This is a genomic window from Bathymodiolus platifrons methanotrophic gill symbiont (assembly GCF_002189065.1).
Classification (GTDB): domain Bacteria; phylum Pseudomonadota; class Gammaproteobacteria; order Methylococcales; family Methylomonadaceae; genus Methyloprofundus.
Genome location: NZ_BDMN01000329.1, coordinates 1 through 17597, shown reverse-complemented (window position 1 = coordinate 17597; position 17597 = coordinate 1). Strand labels below are relative to the sequence as shown.

Genomic DNA, 17597 nt, shown 5'->3' with positions numbered 1-17597 from the left:
GCATAGTTTCAATTTTACCATAAATAATTATTGGGAAACTTCAGTTACCTATACAAAAAGCATGAAAATAACACTGCTGTAAATATTGTATAAATTCAATGTTTTAGTTAAATTTCCTTGGGATATTTCAAAATAGATATTTCCTCTGTACCCACTGGTATTAAAGGGCTACAGGAGGAGGCTGTGACAAACCGTTCTTTTAGTTAATTAACCCCGAGTAGCTAAAAGATATGTAAGGTACAGCCAATAATGACTAACAGAAACCTTATGTCGTGTTGGTACCTTTATGCAGAAAGAGCCACTGTTGTACTAACCATTTAAGCTACTTCAGCATGTCTTTTTTCTCCCACCGAAGGATGTGAGTCGATCAGCAAAAGCCTCAGAGATATCATGTGAGAGTAATATAGGTTTTACAATGGTCTTTTTATCATAACTGATTGAAGAAGCCATCGAACCATACCCACCGTATTCTAGGTTACCATCTTCTACATCATGAATTGACTGGTTCTCTAAAATAATTGATTTCCCGATAATACTGGAATCGAACACATCTGAGCCGAATATAGAGGCGTACATACAATGATTAATATATGTATCATGAGAAAAATAATCATTCAACTCACTTTCTGTTGAAAATTCATGTACGAACCATAGAGGAGAAAATAGTTCTGTATAATTGCAGTACTCATCTATTCTTGACACAAGAATTGTAGGAAACACAATTGACTGTCGATAGTCAATTTCCCCCCCATACTCCAAGAACATCCTGAACTTTTCTAAAAACTTCCCAGTTCTTGATGTACCTTCAGGATCCATAAGTGGTCCCACCCGAGCATCTCTATTGTCCTTGTAGTTTGATGAAACTGTAATCAGCGATACTTCTTCTTTTAATTTCCTCACAAACTCATCTTTGAGTGATGAATGCACAAGAATCGCATCTGGGCCTGCACAATCTTGGCCAGAATTAAAGCATTTTACATTGACAGCCTTTTTGACAGCTAAATCAATTTCTGCGGAAGAGGTTACTACTAATGGGTTTATACCTGCACCATTAAATAGAAAGATTGTTTTTTTTTGTAGTTTTTTACGGACATTTAATGCATTTTTGTGTGTGCCTGTGAAACACACAACATCCGAGTCTGAAATTCTATCAAGGAAATCCGCACGGGAAAAGCTGGCAATTGTAATTTTTTCTAGAGAAATATGAGAGCCGATTATTGAAACGATTTTCTTGACAGTTTCTTCAGAAGCTTTAGGTGGTCGCGCAAAAACTTGCTTAGAATATAAAGAAGGGATTAGAGCAAAGAGCACTATTGAATATAATGGCAAATTGACGGGTAAAAACGTGGCATATTTATTCAGTTCAAAATCAAAGTCCTCGAATTCAGCCCTAATATCCTCTAAACAACTTATAGACCTAGTAACTTGATCTATTACAGCCTCGTATGGTTCATATTCTAACATTACATCTACCAATTCGTCTTGGTTCTCTTTAATTACTGTAGCAAAGGCATAAGCTTGTTCTTCACACTTTTTCAAATCCACAATATTCTCCTATGTACTGTAGAGTACAAATTTTTATTACTAATAAATGTTTCCAATGAAGAGTTTGGTGCAACACAACCACGCCAAAACTCCATTAACTCCAATGATCTTTCTTTTAACGCAATTAGTTGGTGCTCCTTCCTCGTAATAGATATCTGTGGACCTAACAACATTGAAGACCAAACTAGTGCGTCATAAAGTAGTTCAGGTGACGAGATATTCTCTGTTATTGAGTGCTCAATAGCATTGTTAAACTCTTCGATTGATATCAGCTCTCCCGGATAATTCAAGTCAGGAGTACAATGCAGTTTTTTGTGTAAAGTAAAATAAAACGCTCTAAACTTCTGGTCTATTTCTTGCTTATATTCATATGTGTCGACAAATAATAATAGATCTACGTCAGACTTACAGCTCTGAGTACCTCGGGCGTAACTTCCTACAATAAAGAACTGAAATGAGCCCTCTTTTAGCTTTGTAGTAAAATGCATACATTGATTAATAATAGATCTTAACGAAGGTGATTTAGGGTTACTACTGCTGGTTTTGGAAGAAACTCCATTAAATTTGTTCAAATGATTCAATACCTAATAGTGAAAAAATAATATCAACTATTAAGGCAAACTGATAAGTTAGCCGGAGTCGAAATTCTCTTTCTTTTATAGAGCAATTTTTAAATATAGGAGCTGTCTCATAAAACCGATGATAGGCCTTAGCTAATCCGTACAAATAAGCACAAATAAGGTTAAGACGATGCTTCTCTATAGCTAAGTTAATAACAGTAGGCATCCTAATAATTTCTAAAATAAGATCCCTTTCCACTTTTGCTAAAACTTCAGGTAGTATAAGATTTGCTAAGCCAGAGACATTAGTCTTTCTTAATAATGACTTAGCTCGTGTTGATGCGAAAATTATATACACCGCTGTATCTCCTTGAAACGATAAAAACTTTTCCCAACTAAAAATATAATTTTTTTGTCTTTCCATAGAAAGATCTGAATATTTAATTGTTGCAATAGCTAGCTTAGCTGCCAATTCTTTTAATTCGTTCTCTGGCAAGTCTGGGTTTCTAGACTTTAAGATACCTAAAGAGCGTTGAGTCCCTTCTTTTATTAAGTCTATTAACAATACGTTCCGGCTTTCCCGTGTTTTTAATGGTAAGCCGTTATCTCCTAATACAGTTCCAAATGGGATATGTAACAAAGTAACAGGACTATTGTTGGACCAGTTAGATGAATAGGATAAATGAAATAAACATTCAAAATGATCGGCTTGCCTATTGTCGGTTACATATATAATTCGTTCTGCTTTCATCTTTTTTATACGATGACGTAAAGCCGCAAGATCAGTTGTTGAGTAAAGAAATCCCCCGTCAGCTTTTCTTATCATGTATGGATATGGATTATCACGCTTATTTAGCGGTACTTCAGCAATACAGACTTGAGTTGAATGTTCATGTTTAGCTAGATTAAGATCAACAAGCTCATTCATTACGTTGCTTAACTCGTCTTTATATGAACTTTCGCCGACAATGCACTTTAGATTAAGCTTAACGTTAAGTATGTTATATAAACCTTGGAATTCTAAAATAGAAGCATTCCTAATAGATCGCCATAGTAATAGTGTTTCTGGATTTCCATTTTGAAGCATAATGACTCGATCTAGGGATCTTTGCCTGAAATCATGGTCATCCTCAAATTTTTTTCTAGCTTGCCTATAGATATCTTCGATCTCATCTAAACTAAATTTTTCTTGATGAGATTGTTCACGCTCGACAAGCTCTTGTATTATCATTCCAAACTGCGTCCCCCAGTCACCAATATGATTAATACGACGAACTTCCCAACCTAAGAATTCGTATACGTTAGCTATAGAATCTCCAATAATAGTAGACCTAAGATGCCCCACGTGCATTTGTTTGGCAGCATTTGGGCCAGAATAATCAACTATTAATAAGGGCTTCACAGTGGCTGTTTGATTGGTACACTTTTCTATATATTCTTCTACTGACTTCATTGCAGAAACTAGATAATGATTGCTCAATCGAAAATTTAAAAACCCAGGGCCCGAAACTGAAACGCTGGAAAAAACATCATGCTGTTCAAATGCTCCTACAATTTGGTTGGCTATGTCGATTGGCTTGTCTTTAAATTTTTTTGTGAGTTTAAATGCAATAGATGATTGGATATCTGCTAACTCTGTCAATGTGGCTGGCTCTAGTGGAATCTCTCCTATAGGTATAGACACACCATTTACACTTTTGATAGCTTGTGAAATACATTTTCTTACCTGATTTTGCATTATTCAAAAACCTCAGTGTCAAATAAGTTTTCTAATACATCCATCACATTTGTTTCCTGCGTTGTTGTAATTTGCAAAAGCACCGTATTGAATGCAGTTATTAAAGAAGATATTTGGAATTCAGTAAATAAGTCTGCGGAGTAAGACCAATAACAATCTAAATTATCAGTTTGATTCCAATAAATATCTAATCCGACATCTTCTATTAAATCAATCGGAATAGAAAATTGGGGCACTGACTTAAAACTTCTATCTTCGGATGAGATATTATTATCCACTGCATAATCGTGTATTTGGAAAAAAGCATTACAAGCTGATGAGTATAAGTCTGTGGGAGGACTGCCAAGTATTGAATATAATGCGTCATTTGCTAGTGGGCTATTCACCCTAGCATCAGTGAGTTGTCCCCATATTGTATTTAATAATTGTTCCAAGGAAAAAGTTGGGGCAAGTTTAATAGGAATTGGCATAACATTCATGAAATAACCAATTGCCCCCAAAAAACCCGGAGGCCGCCCACTGTCTATGGTCATCACAATAAACTTATCAATTCGACTGGCAGCTGAAACCATTAGCCCATATGCAGTCAAATACACCGCATACTCTGATATATGCATCTTTTTTGCCAAAATTTTTACTGCCTGCTTAAGCGTAGTATTTATATTACTTTGTTTTTGTTTACAGTAAGATGAATTCGGCAGCGACAAGGTATGATCATGCTGTCTTGATTTACCGAAATATTTAGGGAAGTCAAATGAATTATTTAACTTTTCTTCCCAGTGTTTTCTAAGTTTTGCTTGGTTTTGATCTGACAAAGTTGCTCTTGATTCATGTATATATTCATTAAATTGGCCACTTTTAACAAGGTCTTTATTGGTGTTGCAGAGAGCGTTTAACTCAGTAACAATTACTCCTAAAGACCAGCCGTCTGTAATGAGGTGTGAAATCTTTAAGTGAAGAAATGTCTGATTTAGAATAGATATATATGTTGGAAATATTAAAGGTTGAGAAGACAAGTTAAATGGGATCGTATTAAGCGAGTGAATAATAGATTCTAAATTTCCCTTTTCTTCAGATGTACAAGCTAAAGATACGTATAATTTATCTTTCCCCCAATGACTCCTAGGCTCAGCTTCTTCATCTAAAATAAAAGACTGTTGGAAAGAAGAATGTCGATTAATAACTACATTTAATATCCTTTCTATTTCTTCTACGCCGATCTTATTGCTAACTTCGATTACTAATGATGTATAGGTTTGTGGATCAAACTTAAGGCTAGCAACTTGGTTCGGAGTAATGTTAATCTTAGGTAATAACTTCTTCTCCTGCTGCTGCTCATCAGACATGCTTTCCTTGATAAAGGCCGCATAAGTTTCAACAGTTTGGTTCAAATAAATTGCACCAAAATTCTGCACATAAATATTATGCTGACGTAGTGCGACTTCAAACCCTAAAGCGCTCAACGAGTCCCCCCCTAGTGCAAAGAAATTGTCTCCATGCCCAACATCACTAACCTTAAGAATATCTGACCAAAGCATTGCTATTAGACCCTCTAGATCAGATTTTGGGTCAACAACATCTTGGGTTAATCTATGTATACTATCCTTTGGGGTGGCAAGTGATTTCCGATCTAGCTTTCCACTGCTTGTCAAGGGGAATTTAGATAAAACCATGAACAAATTGGGAATCATATAATCGGGCAATTTTGTAGCAAGAGACTTTCTTAAGTCCTTGTCAAGTGGCCTTTGTTGCTTTTCCTCTATAATTAAATAAGCTATCAGTTTTTTTTGCTCCGTAGAGTCATTCCTAACTATTACGGCGGCGTCTTTGATTGTAGGTAAACACTTTATGTGTTCCTCAATCTCTCCTGCTTCTATTCTCAAACCCCTTATTTTTAATTGATTATCATTTCTTCCGAGGTATTCGATGTTGCCGTCGACCTTCCATTTTCCGATATCACCTGTTTTATAGATGTTTGCCCTTTCATTACTGAAAGGATCTTGAAAGAAATATTTTTCAGTTAGAGATTTGTTATTTATATAGCCACGCCCAACGGCGACACCTCCAATATAGATTTCACCTGATTCTCCAACTGCAACTGGGTTTAAAAGGTTATCTAGAATATATATCTTTACATTGGAAATTGGCCTACCAATTGGTACTCTAAGTTCGTGGCTAGCTTCAATGCAATCCCAATATGTTACATCGATTGCTGCCTCTGTAGGCCCATAGAGATTATGTAAATTCACACCTTTCAGTTGTGCTAAACATCTGTTTTTTAATGTTGTTGATAATTCTTCACCACTACAAAATATTCTTTTCAGGGAAGAAGGTTTATCAAAACCAACATAGTCTAGATATATCTTCAGCATGGAAGGCACAAAATGAATTACACTTACATTTTCTTCGTTTACTAAGTCTGTCAAATATCGCGGATCTTGATGTCCTTCAGGCCGTGCAACTACCAGTCTAGCTCCATACATTAGTGGCCAAAAGAACTCCCATACCGACACATCGAAACTAAACGGAGTTTTTTGAATAATAGTATCATCTTTACCCAAAGGAAATGTGGCCTGCATCCATTTTAGCCTATTTACAACACTTCGATGCTCATTCATAGCTCCCTTTGGCCTACCAGTTGACCCAGACGTGAAAATCACATATGCAAGGCTCCTTGAGGTTAGCCCTGTATTACTATCTGTTAAGTTATTCATACTCTCGTTAGAAATTATTTCTTTCCTCTTATCGAGAGCTATTGGGATACCATCAAAACTCGGTAATTCATTTTCTAACGCACTTATAGTAATTACTATCTTAGCCTTGCTATCTTCCAGCATTTGCTTGATGCGTAATTGAGGTAAACTGGGGTCAATTGGTACGTATGCAGCCCCTGCTTTTAAAGTACCTAAAAGAGCTACAACCATATCAACACTACGATTTAAATATATCGCTATCAGTGACTCCTCTGCAGGTACCATGGATTTCAGAAAATTAGCTAACTGATTAGCGCTTTCATTAAGCTCTTGGTAAGATAAAACTGTACCTTCGAATATTAATGCCGTCGCTTCTGGAGTGATGGTTACTTGGTCTTCGAAAAGCTGATGTATTAATTCTGAACCTTCATATTTAACAGTTTCAGTATTAGATAAACCGGGGGGGCTAGAAGCTATCATTGTATCCTTGTAATAGGGAGTATCTCCGCAGTGAACAACTGATGAGCAGAAATAAAAAATATGGTACGGTAGGCAGGACTCGAACCCACTTCCTTTTGATTAGTTTCAAATGCTCTATCCTAATGAGCTACCACCGTATATTTATTTTAAATTCAAAATAAATATACCTCATATTTTAGGGTCTAGTAAAGAGACAGTAAGAGACAGTAAGAGACAGTAAGAGACAGTAAGAGACAGTAAGAGACAGTAAGAGACAGTAAGTCAACTATAAATAAATAACCACCACTAATTTGTAAAGGTCAAGCAAAACAGGACACTAAGTTAAGACACTTCCTGATAAAACAATTTATCAAATTGTAGTGGCGATTGATAGGTCAATACGGAGTGAATACGTTTACCTTTATAAAACGCTAAAGTATCTAAAATTTGGGTTAAGTATCAAGATGAGGATAATTATTACGTTGAGCCAAGCAGGGATTGTGATGAGGGTACCAAGTGTTTAATTATAAATAAGGACAGTAAGGAATTAAAAGTGGCTGTTTTAGAGTTGGTTATTTATTCGATTACATAAATGACAGCCTTGAATTGATCTGACAGTGAGGTGTTTTTTTATTGTATCTGTCAGATTTGATTGTCCCTCTTAATCAAAATCTATCTCTCTTTGTTTTTCTGTTGGCTGAGTGGGCTTTTTATTGTCGGGTTGGCTGCTTTTTTGTTTTTCTTTTTCTTTTTCTCTTTCTATTAAATACGCCAGTGCTTGTTCTCTTTTGGATTTGGGTTCTGGTATGGGGTTAATTAACTAAAAGAACGGTTTGTCACAGCCTCCTCCTGTAGCCCTTTAATACCAGTGGGTACAGAGGAAATATCTATTTTGAAATATCCCAAGGAAATTTAACTAAAACATTGAATTTATACAATATTTACAGCAGTGTTATTTTCATGCTTTTTGTATAGGTAATAATGTACGTTAAATAACTTTTAGTTTGTATATGAAATACTCTGTATTTCATATACAAACTGTATGTTTTAGTAGTTTCTTCGTGTTAAGACTTACCACATGGGTAAAACAACCCAGAACCAGACAAACAAATTCAATGTTTTTTTTAAAATATATAAAATATATATTTCGGCTACAGGCTAGGAATAACAATAGGTTTGACGATCTTGTGATACAAACCGTTCTTTTAGTTAATTAACCCCATCACGAAAAACGAGTCAGGTTTTTTAATGCCGTAGATTTGGTTAATTTACTTGAGCTAGAAAAACAGCAGGACAAAACAGGAAAAATGGCGAGGAAACTGATCCAGATGGATGCTGTCATTTTAGATGAGTTGGGTTATCTGCCATTCCCCGCATCAGGGGGCGCATTGCTGTTTCATCTTATCAGTCAGCTCTATGAACGCACCACGCTGATAATAACCACCAATTTAAAGTTCAGTGAATGGGTGCAAGTTTTTGGTGATCCAAAGATGACAGCCGCACTTCTGGATCGAATAACTCACCATTGCGACATCATCGAAACAGGAAATGATTCATACCGGTTCAAGCACCGAAAATCGGGCATAAAAACAGATTAACCCTCTAATCCATGTGGAAGCTTTTGGACGCTGACAGGTGGAAAGTTTTCAACGCTGATTGACAGATGTGGGTTATGATTTGCAAACTAGTCTGGTTATTGGTGACACAAGAATTGTTATTTACTCGGATTCGGCAGGTCAACTACCATAGTAAAACCTATTGACAGCCTGTAGCACAAGCCGATGTAAGATTAACTTGACCCGAGAAACCCTGTCGAAAAAAAGTAAAAAAATAGCTGTTCCTGATCCCCCAGTGGCAGAAAAACTAGCTGTCAGTCGCATTTTATCTGAAGAGGGTGGGGTGCTTACAGAGAGTCTATTATTAACCATCATGATGATGAAGATGGACGTTGCAACCTTAGTTTTATGGTATTACTGGCGTTGGAAAATCGAGTGTTTCTTCAAGCTGGTTATCAGCATGGCTTGTGTCACCGCTTGGGCAATAGCCGTTGATAAAAGTAAATAGGCTGCTCTTGAGCTTGAGCTGATTAAACTCAGCGATAGAAAAATACAGCACTACTGGCTAGCTTATGGGGGGGCCTCTCTATGCTTGAAATTATCGATACCTACTCTCAAGAGGAACCGGATATTTTAAAGGCATCTGCCCAACAATTTTTAGGTAAAGTTATGTAGATACTTATGCACTTAGATCAGAACTAAAGCTCTAAGCAAGGTAATCAGAATAAATTATACTGGCTATACCCAAATGACTTCAAGATGCAGAATTGAGCACTTGAAAGTTGTCGTTAATTCTTCCATTTAAAGATTCAGCTATTTCAGGCAAAATATCATCAAAAAAATGATTTATTTGATTCCTGAATTCCTTGGCAGTCGCAAAATATTTATTATTTCTAACCTGTTCATTCATCACTTTCCAAAGCCGCTCTATTGGGTTTAAATTGGGGCTATAAGGCGGTAAATAATGGAGCTTAATATTTAACTCTTTTGCTTTATTGACGACTTGAGCTGAACGATGATATCCCGCTCCATCAAGGACAATATTAATACAAGAACTGGAGGCATAGCATCCTTTTATTTGTTCAAAGAAATCCATAATGGATTCACTGTTGATGGTCTTATATTGATCAGTCACTGCTTCAGATAAATACCCTAATCGGATGGCTCCGATTATATTTAGGCGTGTCCGACTGCCTGTGGTTTCAATGGGTTTATCAACCCCTGTTTTAATCCAACCGGATGTTATTTTTGTCGCTTGCGTTGGGTGAACGGCATCAATGAACAATAAAGGCTCATCCTCTGTCAGTTCAGCCTTGAGCTTTTTATAGTCATGGATAAATTGAGCCTGTTTCTCAGGATTAAATTTGCGTGGAACTCCTTTAGGCTGTTTATAACTAAATCCATTCTGATGTAACCATTGAGTCATGCCAGAGACACTGTATTGAACGCTATACGTCTTGACGACATAATCAACAATCTGGTGTACATGGACATAGGTAATACCTAATAAATAACCTGTTAATTCATCGGTTTGCTCTGATGACAAATAACTCTTTGAACCACCATTTTCAGGTTTCAATTTTTGTGTTTTTTGGAAGTCACGGAGATGACGAAGAATCGTTGTTTCATGTTTGCGTAATGCTTGAGAAATCTGAGAAACTGACCAGTTTTCTGAGCTTAATAAGACCGCTTTAATTCGGTCGCTCTCGCGCACATCACGCACTTTACTGTGATGTAACTCTAACGCTTTTTTATCCGTTGAACTCAGTGTAATTTTCATGATCTGTAGCTTGCCTTGATTTCATTAATTTTTCAAGCACCTTCAATAATTTTGAGTATAGATATACTGGGTATAAGTCCACAAAACAAAATGCTTATCCGTTTATATGCACCAGCAATAATATGCATGGCTAGTTCTCTGATTATTCAAACTATAGGGCAAATATTTTATGAGCGCATGACAGCTTCACGAAATCTATTTGTTTTAGCAGAAAATATAAAAACAGGATCAAGCTGGATTAGTTTAATTATTCTGGTTTTAGGTGTTCTTTTATTTATCGTCTTTACCTTTCGTTTGTGGAAATGGGATAAAGGTGAAGAGCTAGAAGTTTGTCATGTATGTAGCGGTATGCTTTCATAAAAAAATGGTAGATTTGGTGTTTATTATAAATGTTTGGCTTGTAGCTCTTCGCATTCAAGAAAATAAAAAGTAACAAATTTCCCCTTAAATAATATAGGAAACATTGAATATGTCAGAATCAGAAAGCATCAAAGCAAACATTGCTTTTCACGAGAAAATGTTTTTTGCCGCTATCGCCGCTTTAATGGCATTGATTGGGTGGATGTCTTCAAAATACATGGTTGCAAGTAGTATAATCCCCCAGCAAATCCAGACAAGAAATCAAAGCAATCTTATTATAGGCTGCTTTGTTTAGGTACCTCTTCTTTCAATGGGAACACTGATGATTTCTATAGTAAAAACCTACAAACCCAGAAGTAAACTGCTTCCTCATAAAAAGGAAATCAAATTACTGTTTCAAAGTACCCCACCTCATACTGTTTCCGAGGCGGTTTTTGAAATAGAGCAGCTGACTGGAATAAAACTAGGATTGAGTGCTTGCCGTGAGTTCATGCATAAACACCTTGGAATGAAATGTCGAAAGATGGCCGCTATTCCGTCAAAAGCCGATCCTGAGCGACAAGAGATCTTTTTAGAGCATGAACTTAAACCCTTGTTAGATGAAGAAAAAAAGGGGAAGGGCTTTGTATTCTTTGTGGATGCCGCTCATTTTGTCATGGGCGCTTTTTTAGGAATGATTTGGTGTTTTGAACGTTTGTTTCTTCAATCCTCATCAGGACGTAAACGTTACAATGTTCTTGGTGCCTATAGCAATAGGGACACTAGTCTTATAACAATCACTAATGAAGACTATGTCAATTCAGATACAATTGTTGAGTTATTAATCAAGATTAATAATGTGCACCCTGATTCAAAAGTAACTTTAGTGATGGATAATGCTCGCTATCAACGCTGCAATAAAGTGATGGATAAAGCAAAAGAACTCGGCATTCATTTGCTTTTCTTACCGCCTTATTCACCGAACTTAAATTTGATTGAGCGCTTGTGGAAATTCACAAAAAAGAAGTGTCTTTATAATAAATATTATGAGTCGTTTCATCATTTTAAAGAGGCCATAAGTGACTGTCTTGATAATGTGCAAACTACTTTTAAAGAACAAATAATAACGCTTTTGAACCCAAAATTTCAGATGTTTTCAAAATCCGCATCCGTGACCGCGTAAAGTATAATAGGTTTCTGTTGAAGGAAAAGTCAAATCACAAAATCCTTGATAAGATTATTACTGGTTATTCCAATCAAAAATAGAGTCTTCAGCTTATGTTAATGGCTACTCTCTCATTTAAAAAATAAGTTAAAAATGATTAATATCTCTGTAAGTTTAACCTCGAGAGTTTTTATTGAGGCGTGTCGAATCTTCCATCTAGCATGGCCAATAACTTTATCTCATGCAAGTTATGTGTTGATGGGGCTTGTCGATACTGTCATGGCTGGTCATGCAGGTGTGCGAGAACAAGCTATCGTAGGGCTAGGGATTTCGTTATGGATACCGATTGCGGCCTTATTAATTAGCACCTTGCAAGCAGTTAGTATTTTAGTTGCGAATCATTATGGAGCAAATGATCATGAAAAGGTATTTGAGGAGACTCGTCAAGGTATTTGGCTTGGGCTTGGGCTTGGCATATTACCTGGTTTAGCTTACCCTTGGTTAGAGGGTGGGTTAATAACGATTGGAATAGATGCCTTTATTGCTAACCAGGCTACTTTATACATGCAAGGTATTATATTTGGGCTTCCTGCATTAATGATTTTTCGGGCTTTTACCTTTTTTATGGCTAGTATCGGTAACCCACGACCTGCTATGGTTATAGGCTTTGTAACAGTTTTTGTTAACGCAGGACTGAACTACGTGTTTATCTATGGGCATGCTGGTTTTCCAAAAATGGGTGGTTCAGGGTGTGGGTTGGCTACAGGAATTGGTATGTGGATTTCTCTTTTTATGATGATCGTTTATACAGCTAAAATGAAGGGCAAAGCAAACTTTGACCTTTATAAAAAATTTAGCTGGCCAAAATTACCACGACAGATTGCCCTATTAAAAATAGGTCTTCCTATGGGCCTTGCATCTCTTGCTGATGTTTCAGCATTTACAGCTGTTACTCTCATGATCGCAGATTTAGGTATTACCTCTATTGCTTCTCATCAAATAGCTCTTAATTTTTCGGCCTTAGTGTTTATGTTGCCTTCAGGTATCTCAATTTCTCTATGCATATTGGTTTCCCAAACCGTCGGAAAAAAGAAATTTATTCATGCAAAGTTTATTGCGTTCACAGGACTTTTTTCTGCAATTTTTCTTGTAATCTTTCTTATGTTGATAATTGTTGTTTTTCGCAATGAAATTACAGGAGTTTATACTCGCGACCCTGAAGTAGCTAAAATAGCAGTTACTCTCATTTTAATATCTGTAGCTTGGCACATCTCAGATTCTATACAAATATGTGCAATAGGTATTATTCGTGGTTATCAAATAACATTTAGACCAATGTTAATCACATTTTCTGCATTTTGGCTTGTAGGAATTCCATTAGGTCGCTGGTTAGCTATAAAAGGCATAAAAGTTTTTAATGTTTTACCTATGGGAATATTTGGGTATTGGGTAGGGCTTGTAATAGGAATATCAGTGGCTGCACTATTTTTATATAAACTTCTAAATACTGTCACATCTAGAGCCATTAATAAAAATACTATTTATTAACCACAATAACTTTATTATTGTAAGCGATAAAAGTCAACCAACAGCCTTCTCCAATACAGAATGAGACTGAAACTGAAAACATCTCCGTATTCCACTATAAAATGAGTCTAAGCTGACAAATTCAGCAAACCTGTTCATGATGAAGGAATGAAATCCATCATGAATATTAAAAATTTAAAAAATACTCAAGAACTACAGATATTTTTAACGGGCTCCCAAGCTGTCGCATTTAGCTTGCCAGGTAATAAAAAATACCGTTATCATATTATTCAATCTACATTGAAGCTGTTTCACTACAGGGCGTTAAATAAACAACAGAAAGGTGTTGGTCATTCGTTTTTTATTACAAGTAACTGACTATTCATGTCAACAATTAACTCGATTGATTCGCCAATATGTTACAACAGGGAACTGTGCAACAACGTGATATAAAAATAAGGAAGGGGTTTAAACAAAAATATACTGTCGTATGATGTGCGTTACTGGTAAAAACGGATGAACTCTACAGCACTCCAAGCGGAGCGGTTATTAAAATAACTCTGTGAGCATGATTATACTGTATTCAATGATAAAAACTATAAAAATATAGCCAAGATTTCAGTCTCTCATCTCTATAATTTGCGCGGATCAACAGGATATAAGAAACAGCGAAGAGCATTTGAAAAAACAAAGTCTCGTCCCTTCGGGATAGGAGAACGATGCAAACTTATCACCAATGGAAAGCCCGGTTATATACGTGTTGATACAGCGACAGATTGGTTGACATTTAGCGGTCTGGTGGAAAACAAGGAATCAAAGGATCGACTGCTAATAGCCATATCTACTAACTCGGTATTTCATGGGTCCACATAAATCTATTGAGTGAATATGGTTTTTCGTCCAAAAACGAGCATAAAATTAGGAGTAGGGGTTAATTAACTAAAAGAACGGTTTGTATCACAAGATCGTCAAACCTATTGTTATTCCTAGCCTGTAGCCGAAATATATATTTTATATATTTTATATATTTTAAAAAAAACATTGAATTTGTTTGTCTGGTTCTGGGTTGTTTTACCCATGTGGTAAGTCTTAACACGAAGAAACTACTAAAACATACAGTTTGTATCATCAGTGTTCCCCTATCTGATTCACCCTCGGAACTAATTTAGCAACAAGCGCATTGATAAAGCTACTCAGCGACTTTCCTGTCATTATTGCGTTTTGAACAGCCCGAATAGTATATGAGCTTATACGTGCGATTCTTTCATTAAAAAATAATGGATTCACAAATCCTCCCCTTTTTTTAGCTGCTTGCTGCCTTTTCTCAAGATCTTCGGTGTACTTTTTATCAGAAGGGTGAATCAACTCTGGATCTTGTATTTTAGAAAGCTCTTCGACCGTGCGTAATAAGTTGTAGCTCATTGCTGTCAGCCGCATCTGGTTCTTGAGTGAGTTATTATCAGAAGACCATGCTTTTGTTTCTTTCAAATTACTTTTACTGTTATTGAATGCTTTCTCAATCGTCCAGTTTCGTGCTTATTCCTTAGCTATTGTTGCTTTCAATGGAAACACTGATGATTAATTTTGCAATTTCCACCTGTATTTTCTCATGTTGAGCAAGTTCTTCTTTGGTAGCTTGAATATTCATTATTACCCCTTTACTTTTGTTCGTGATTTTTCATATCTTTCCTGCTCCACAATGCCAGATAGCCAAAAAGTATGACTAATGATAATACTGCTAAACCTACAAATATTTGATTAAACATCTTTTTAATTTAGGTGAGTAAAGGCCGGAGTATAGGCATAACCTGAATAGCAATAATAAGCCCTAGCATCCACTTAATAATTAATAGTTCTTTATCAAGCTTTCTAATATCATCTTTAGTTGCCAAGCTTTCTGCTGACAAAGCTTCGGCAGCCATACGAGCATCTTCTTCTGGAACTCCAGCTTTTCTAAATGCTGCATAAACTTCTGAAATCATGGTTGTCATATAAATTTACCTTGGGCAATGTTAACGTATGGTTTGTATTATTACGATAGCGCTATCGTATCAATTTATTTCTTTGGCATTTGTCTTTTTGATGGCATTTATTTGAGCAAAATATAGCCTTTTTTTATGCCTTCAAACTCTTCTTTGCAAATAGGGCATATCTTGCTTTCAACTTTTCGTTTTGAAGCTAATATTGCACCTGCTGATAACGTATTTTCTACTGCCATCCTTTCATAACCAATTCTCTGCGTTCTTCGCCTTGAAAGGCTAAATATATTTCAACGGTATCAGTTGATCCATGCCCCAATAATTTCTTTAGCTCAGTCAAAGGCATACCGGATTGAGCCATTGCAATACCAAAACCATGCCTAAAGCCTTTTGGTGTTGCTTGTGATCCTTTTATGCCAGCATTATCTAGCACACGCTTAATAATACGCCAGCCTGTAGAACGGCTTTTAGGAAAGAGTAAAAAAGGCTCAGGGTCTTTTGATTTTTGATGTCGTCTTAAATCAAAGGCTAAATCAAGTTCTTCAATCAAACGATCTGGTACTTCTATCGCTGTCAGCCCCGGACGGGATGATAGTCTCCAGAAGGCGCAGGGAAATTTGCCAATCCGAAGTGCGCGATAGCGCGCGAGGGAGGCTAAAATTTTATCCCGAATAGCCGTAGAGCCATTTGAGGTAGCCATGACTGAGCTGCTTTGTGCTCAGTCTGTGGCGGACGCAGGGCGGCTGGAGCATCTCCTATTCGCTGCGTAGGTGAACGAATTACGGCGACAGGAGTCCCGGAATTTCGTGAGGTAGCATGGCGCGCCTGTCGTCTGTATTCTGGCTCTTTTGTATTGCCCTTATTATCAAGCTTTCTTTTTTTCAGGGTTTGAAAAACCAAAACCTTATCCTCAATTAAAATTTGGCTAGAAGATAATGCTAACGCTTCAGAAATTCGGCAACCGCAATAATGAATAACATGGCAGAACATACGATTCTCTCGCACTTCTTTTGCCGCTTCATTTAAAAAACGTTCGCGTTCATTTTTGTTGAGATAGAGCCGTCCCCCTGTTTTATCATAAAGGGACATGGCGGCTTTAAATGTGGCCATTTTTAGTGTTTTTCCTCAGTTTGAAACAAGTCTTCTAGTAATGTTTCACTATAGCACAAAAAAACCCCCGTTTCATGGGAAAACAGGGCGAGGAGGGAGGCACTACGAATAAAATTGAAACACTATTAACAAGTGTGTTTTATTTGATCTAAAAAGTCAGTAAAGCGACTAACATTTTTAATCTTCTTTTTTCGCCTAGAAAGGTTCTATGTTTTTTTAATTTATAACATTGGGATAACCAGATAATAGAAAGAGTTGTTTTTTTGCTGCTTCTTTATTTTGAGATAATGATTTATTCTCGTTATAGTTTGGCGTTTTAATAAATACTTTTGGTAATAATTTACTCTCTATTAAAGGGTCTAACAGGGTAGTTACTATTTCATTTGCTCGTTCACCTTTATAAGCACACCAATGAGCGGTAACTCTAACTATGCCATTTAAAAGGATAATCGAACAATCGAGTGTTGCATCTACATTTCCGTTTACATCTTTTCTTTGGCCTATTTGGATTAGACCAATATTTTCTGGTGGTAAATATTTTATAAACTTTGGAAAATTAGGGTATGACGTTCCATCATAAAGATCAACTCTATTATTATTAGTTAATAGCAATCTATTTAATTGAGCATAAAAGAAATCAGATGTAACTATTTTACTTAGTTGATTAACATCCGAAAGCTGGAGCTGACATATTTTATCTTTTGTTTGGCTTGTTTTACCAAAGAAGAAATCTTGCATAATTTATAATCCTTATTTTATTTAACTAATAATCAATTTAGCATTAATTCATCTAAGTGTTAATAGATAGAAAGCTAAATAACATATTGCACAAGATGGTATAGACCATAGAAAAAAAGATAGGTGATTCCTGCCGAAAGAGCAACAGATAAAACAATAGTTCCAACAATGTAACCTACAATCATAGAAGCAATTAAAGCGTAAAACTCCCATGTAATGTTAGTGTCAAAATAATTTAATGTTGCTTGTAATTGCATAAATGTTAAGAATGCTCCAAACAGCCCAAAAGGGTAATAAACAAAAAGATGAATAAGAAAGCTTCCTTCAAAATCATCATCAATTAAATATTCATCTTCTGATACGTAAGCGTCAATTAAACCACACATTCAAAACCAACCTAAAAAATGG

At 36.2% G+C, this 17597-nt stretch carries 18 protein-coding genes, 1 tRNA gene and 1 pseudogene; 8 read left to right on the top strand and 12 right to left on the bottom strand.

The features are described from left to right. Nucleotides 1-327: 327 nt before the first annotated feature. From CDZ78_RS16800 to CDZ78_RS16780, 5 genes are all read right to left on the bottom strand, one after another. Nucleotides 328-1545 (bottom strand): aldehyde dehydrogenase family protein, encoded by a 1218-nt coding sequence (locus tag CDZ78_RS16800; RefSeq protein ID WP_087871022.1) that lies wholly within the window; start codon nucleotides 1543-1545, stop codon nucleotides 328-330. Beyond that, a complete protein-coding gene (locus tag CDZ78_RS16795; RefSeq protein ID WP_230990609.1) occupies nucleotides 1536-2033 on the bottom strand; it encodes a nucleotidyltransferase domain-containing protein in 498 nt (165 codons plus the stop codon). The genes CDZ78_RS16800 and CDZ78_RS16795 overlap by 10 nt, the downstream gene beginning before the upstream one ends. A gap of 70 nt (nucleotides 2034-2103) precedes the next feature. Then, entirely contained in the window at nucleotides 2104-3843 is a 1740-nt protein-coding gene (gene argS, locus CDZ78_RS16790) for an arginine--tRNA ligase (RefSeq protein WP_087871020.1), read from the bottom strand. Further along, nucleotides 3843-7016 carry a non-ribosomal peptide synthetase gene (locus CDZ78_RS16785; protein ID WP_087871019.1) on the bottom strand — a complete coding sequence of 1058 codons (3174 nt, stop codon included), beginning with the start codon at nucleotides 7014-7016 and terminating at the stop codon, nucleotides 3843-3845. Before CDZ78_RS16785 ends, argS begins: the two co-directional genes overlap by 1 nt. Before the next feature lie 61 nt (nucleotides 7017-7077). Continuing rightward, a tRNA-OTHER gene (locus tag CDZ78_RS16780) sits at nucleotides 7078-7153 on the bottom strand. Between the two features lie 1062 nt (nucleotides 7154-8215). On the opposite strand from CDZ78_RS16780, the pseudogene CDZ78_RS16775 reads away from it, so the two are divergent. Next, nucleotides 8216-8593, top strand: a pseudogene (locus tag CDZ78_RS16775) (ATP-binding protein); the annotation flags it as partial. Between the two features lie 196 nt (nucleotides 8594-8789). Beyond that, nucleotides 8790-9059: a hypothetical protein gene (locus tag CDZ78_RS16770; protein WP_087871018.1), complete on the top strand. Its 270-nt coding sequence runs from the start codon at nucleotides 8790-8792 to the stop codon at nucleotides 9057-9059. 246 nt (nucleotides 9060-9305) lie between these two features. On the opposite strand, the gene CDZ78_RS16765 is transcribed toward CDZ78_RS16770, so the two are convergent. After that, entirely contained in the window at nucleotides 9306-10331 is a 1026-nt protein-coding gene (locus CDZ78_RS16765) for an IS630 family transposase (protein WP_087871017.1), read from the bottom strand. 15 nt (nucleotides 10332-10346) lie between these two features. Here CDZ78_RS16765 and CDZ78_RS16760 point away from each other — a divergent pair, with 15 nt between their 5' ends. From CDZ78_RS16760 to CDZ78_RS16740, 5 genes are all read left to right on the top strand, one after another. Further along, complete coding sequence (locus CDZ78_RS16760) at nucleotides 10347-10691, top strand: hypothetical protein (protein WP_140414145.1); 345 nt, start codon at nucleotides 10347-10349, stop codon at nucleotides 10689-10691. A gap of 109 nt (nucleotides 10692-10800) precedes the next feature. After that, entirely contained in the window at nucleotides 10801-10986 is a 186-nt protein-coding gene (locus CDZ78_RS16755; RefSeq protein WP_087871015.1) for a hypothetical protein, read from the top strand. A 15-nt stretch (nucleotides 10987-11001) separates the two neighbouring features. Next, nucleotides 11002-11853 (top strand): IS630 family transposase, encoded by an 852-nt coding sequence (locus tag CDZ78_RS16750; protein ID WP_087871014.1) that lies wholly within the window; start codon nucleotides 11002-11004, stop codon nucleotides 11851-11853. Between the two features lie 135 nt (nucleotides 11854-11988). Continuing rightward, nucleotides 11989-13383 carry an MATE family efflux transporter gene (locus tag CDZ78_RS16745; RefSeq protein WP_087871013.1) on the top strand — a complete coding sequence of 465 codons (1395 nt, stop codon included), beginning with the start codon at nucleotides 11989-11991 and terminating at the stop codon, nucleotides 13381-13383. A 159-nt stretch (nucleotides 13384-13542) separates the two neighbouring features. Then, on the top strand, nucleotides 13543-13740 hold the full coding sequence (locus tag CDZ78_RS16740; RefSeq protein WP_087871012.1) for a hypothetical protein: 198 nt from the start codon (nucleotides 13543-13545) through the stop codon (nucleotides 13738-13740). 750 nt (nucleotides 13741-14490) lie between these two features. Here CDZ78_RS16740 and CDZ78_RS16730 read toward each other — a convergent pair. The 4 genes from CDZ78_RS16730 to CDZ78_RS16720 all read right to left on the bottom strand — a co-directional run bounded on the left by CDZ78_RS16730 (nucleotide 14491) and on the right by CDZ78_RS16720 (nucleotide 16041). Further along, nucleotides 14491-14850, bottom strand: coding sequence for a hypothetical protein (locus tag CDZ78_RS16730; RefSeq protein ID WP_087871010.1), 360 nt, complete (start codon nucleotides 14848-14850; stop codon nucleotides 14491-14493). 287 nt (nucleotides 14851-15137) lie between these two features. Beyond that, nucleotides 15138-15353 carry an integrase gene (locus CDZ78_RS16725; RefSeq protein ID WP_087871009.1) on the bottom strand — a complete coding sequence of 72 codons (216 nt, stop codon included), beginning with the start codon at nucleotides 15351-15353 and terminating at the stop codon, nucleotides 15138-15140. 98 nt (nucleotides 15354-15451) lie between these two features. Continuing rightward, nucleotides 15452-15580: a hypothetical protein gene (locus CDZ78_RS23870; RefSeq protein ID WP_263458969.1), complete on the bottom strand. Its 129-nt coding sequence runs from the start codon at nucleotides 15578-15580 to the stop codon at nucleotides 15452-15454. Beyond that, entirely contained in the window at nucleotides 15571-16041 is a 471-nt protein-coding gene (locus tag CDZ78_RS16720) for a tyrosine-type recombinase/integrase (RefSeq protein WP_087871008.1), read from the bottom strand. Before CDZ78_RS16720 ends, CDZ78_RS23870 begins: the two co-directional genes overlap by 10 nt. 12 nt (nucleotides 16042-16053) lie before the next feature. On the opposite strand from CDZ78_RS16720, the gene CDZ78_RS22265 reads away from it, so the two are divergent. Continuing rightward, nucleotides 16054-16233, top strand: coding sequence for a hypothetical protein (locus CDZ78_RS22265; protein ID WP_167374365.1), 180 nt, complete (start codon nucleotides 16054-16056; stop codon nucleotides 16231-16233). Nucleotides 16234-16667: 434 nt separating this feature from the next. Here CDZ78_RS22265 and CDZ78_RS16715 read toward each other — a convergent pair whose 3' ends face one another. Together CDZ78_RS16715 and CDZ78_RS16710 are read right to left on the bottom strand one after the other, a co-directional pair. After that, nucleotides 16668-17189, bottom strand: a complete 522-nt coding sequence (locus tag CDZ78_RS16715; protein ID WP_087871007.1) for a hypothetical protein — start codon at nucleotides 17187-17189, stop codon at nucleotides 16668-16670. 74 nt (nucleotides 17190-17263) lie between these two features. After that, a complete protein-coding gene (locus tag CDZ78_RS16710) occupies nucleotides 17264-17575 on the bottom strand; it encodes a hypothetical protein (RefSeq protein WP_087871006.1) in 312 nt (103 codons plus the stop codon). Nucleotides 17576-17597 lie beyond the last annotated feature (22 nt).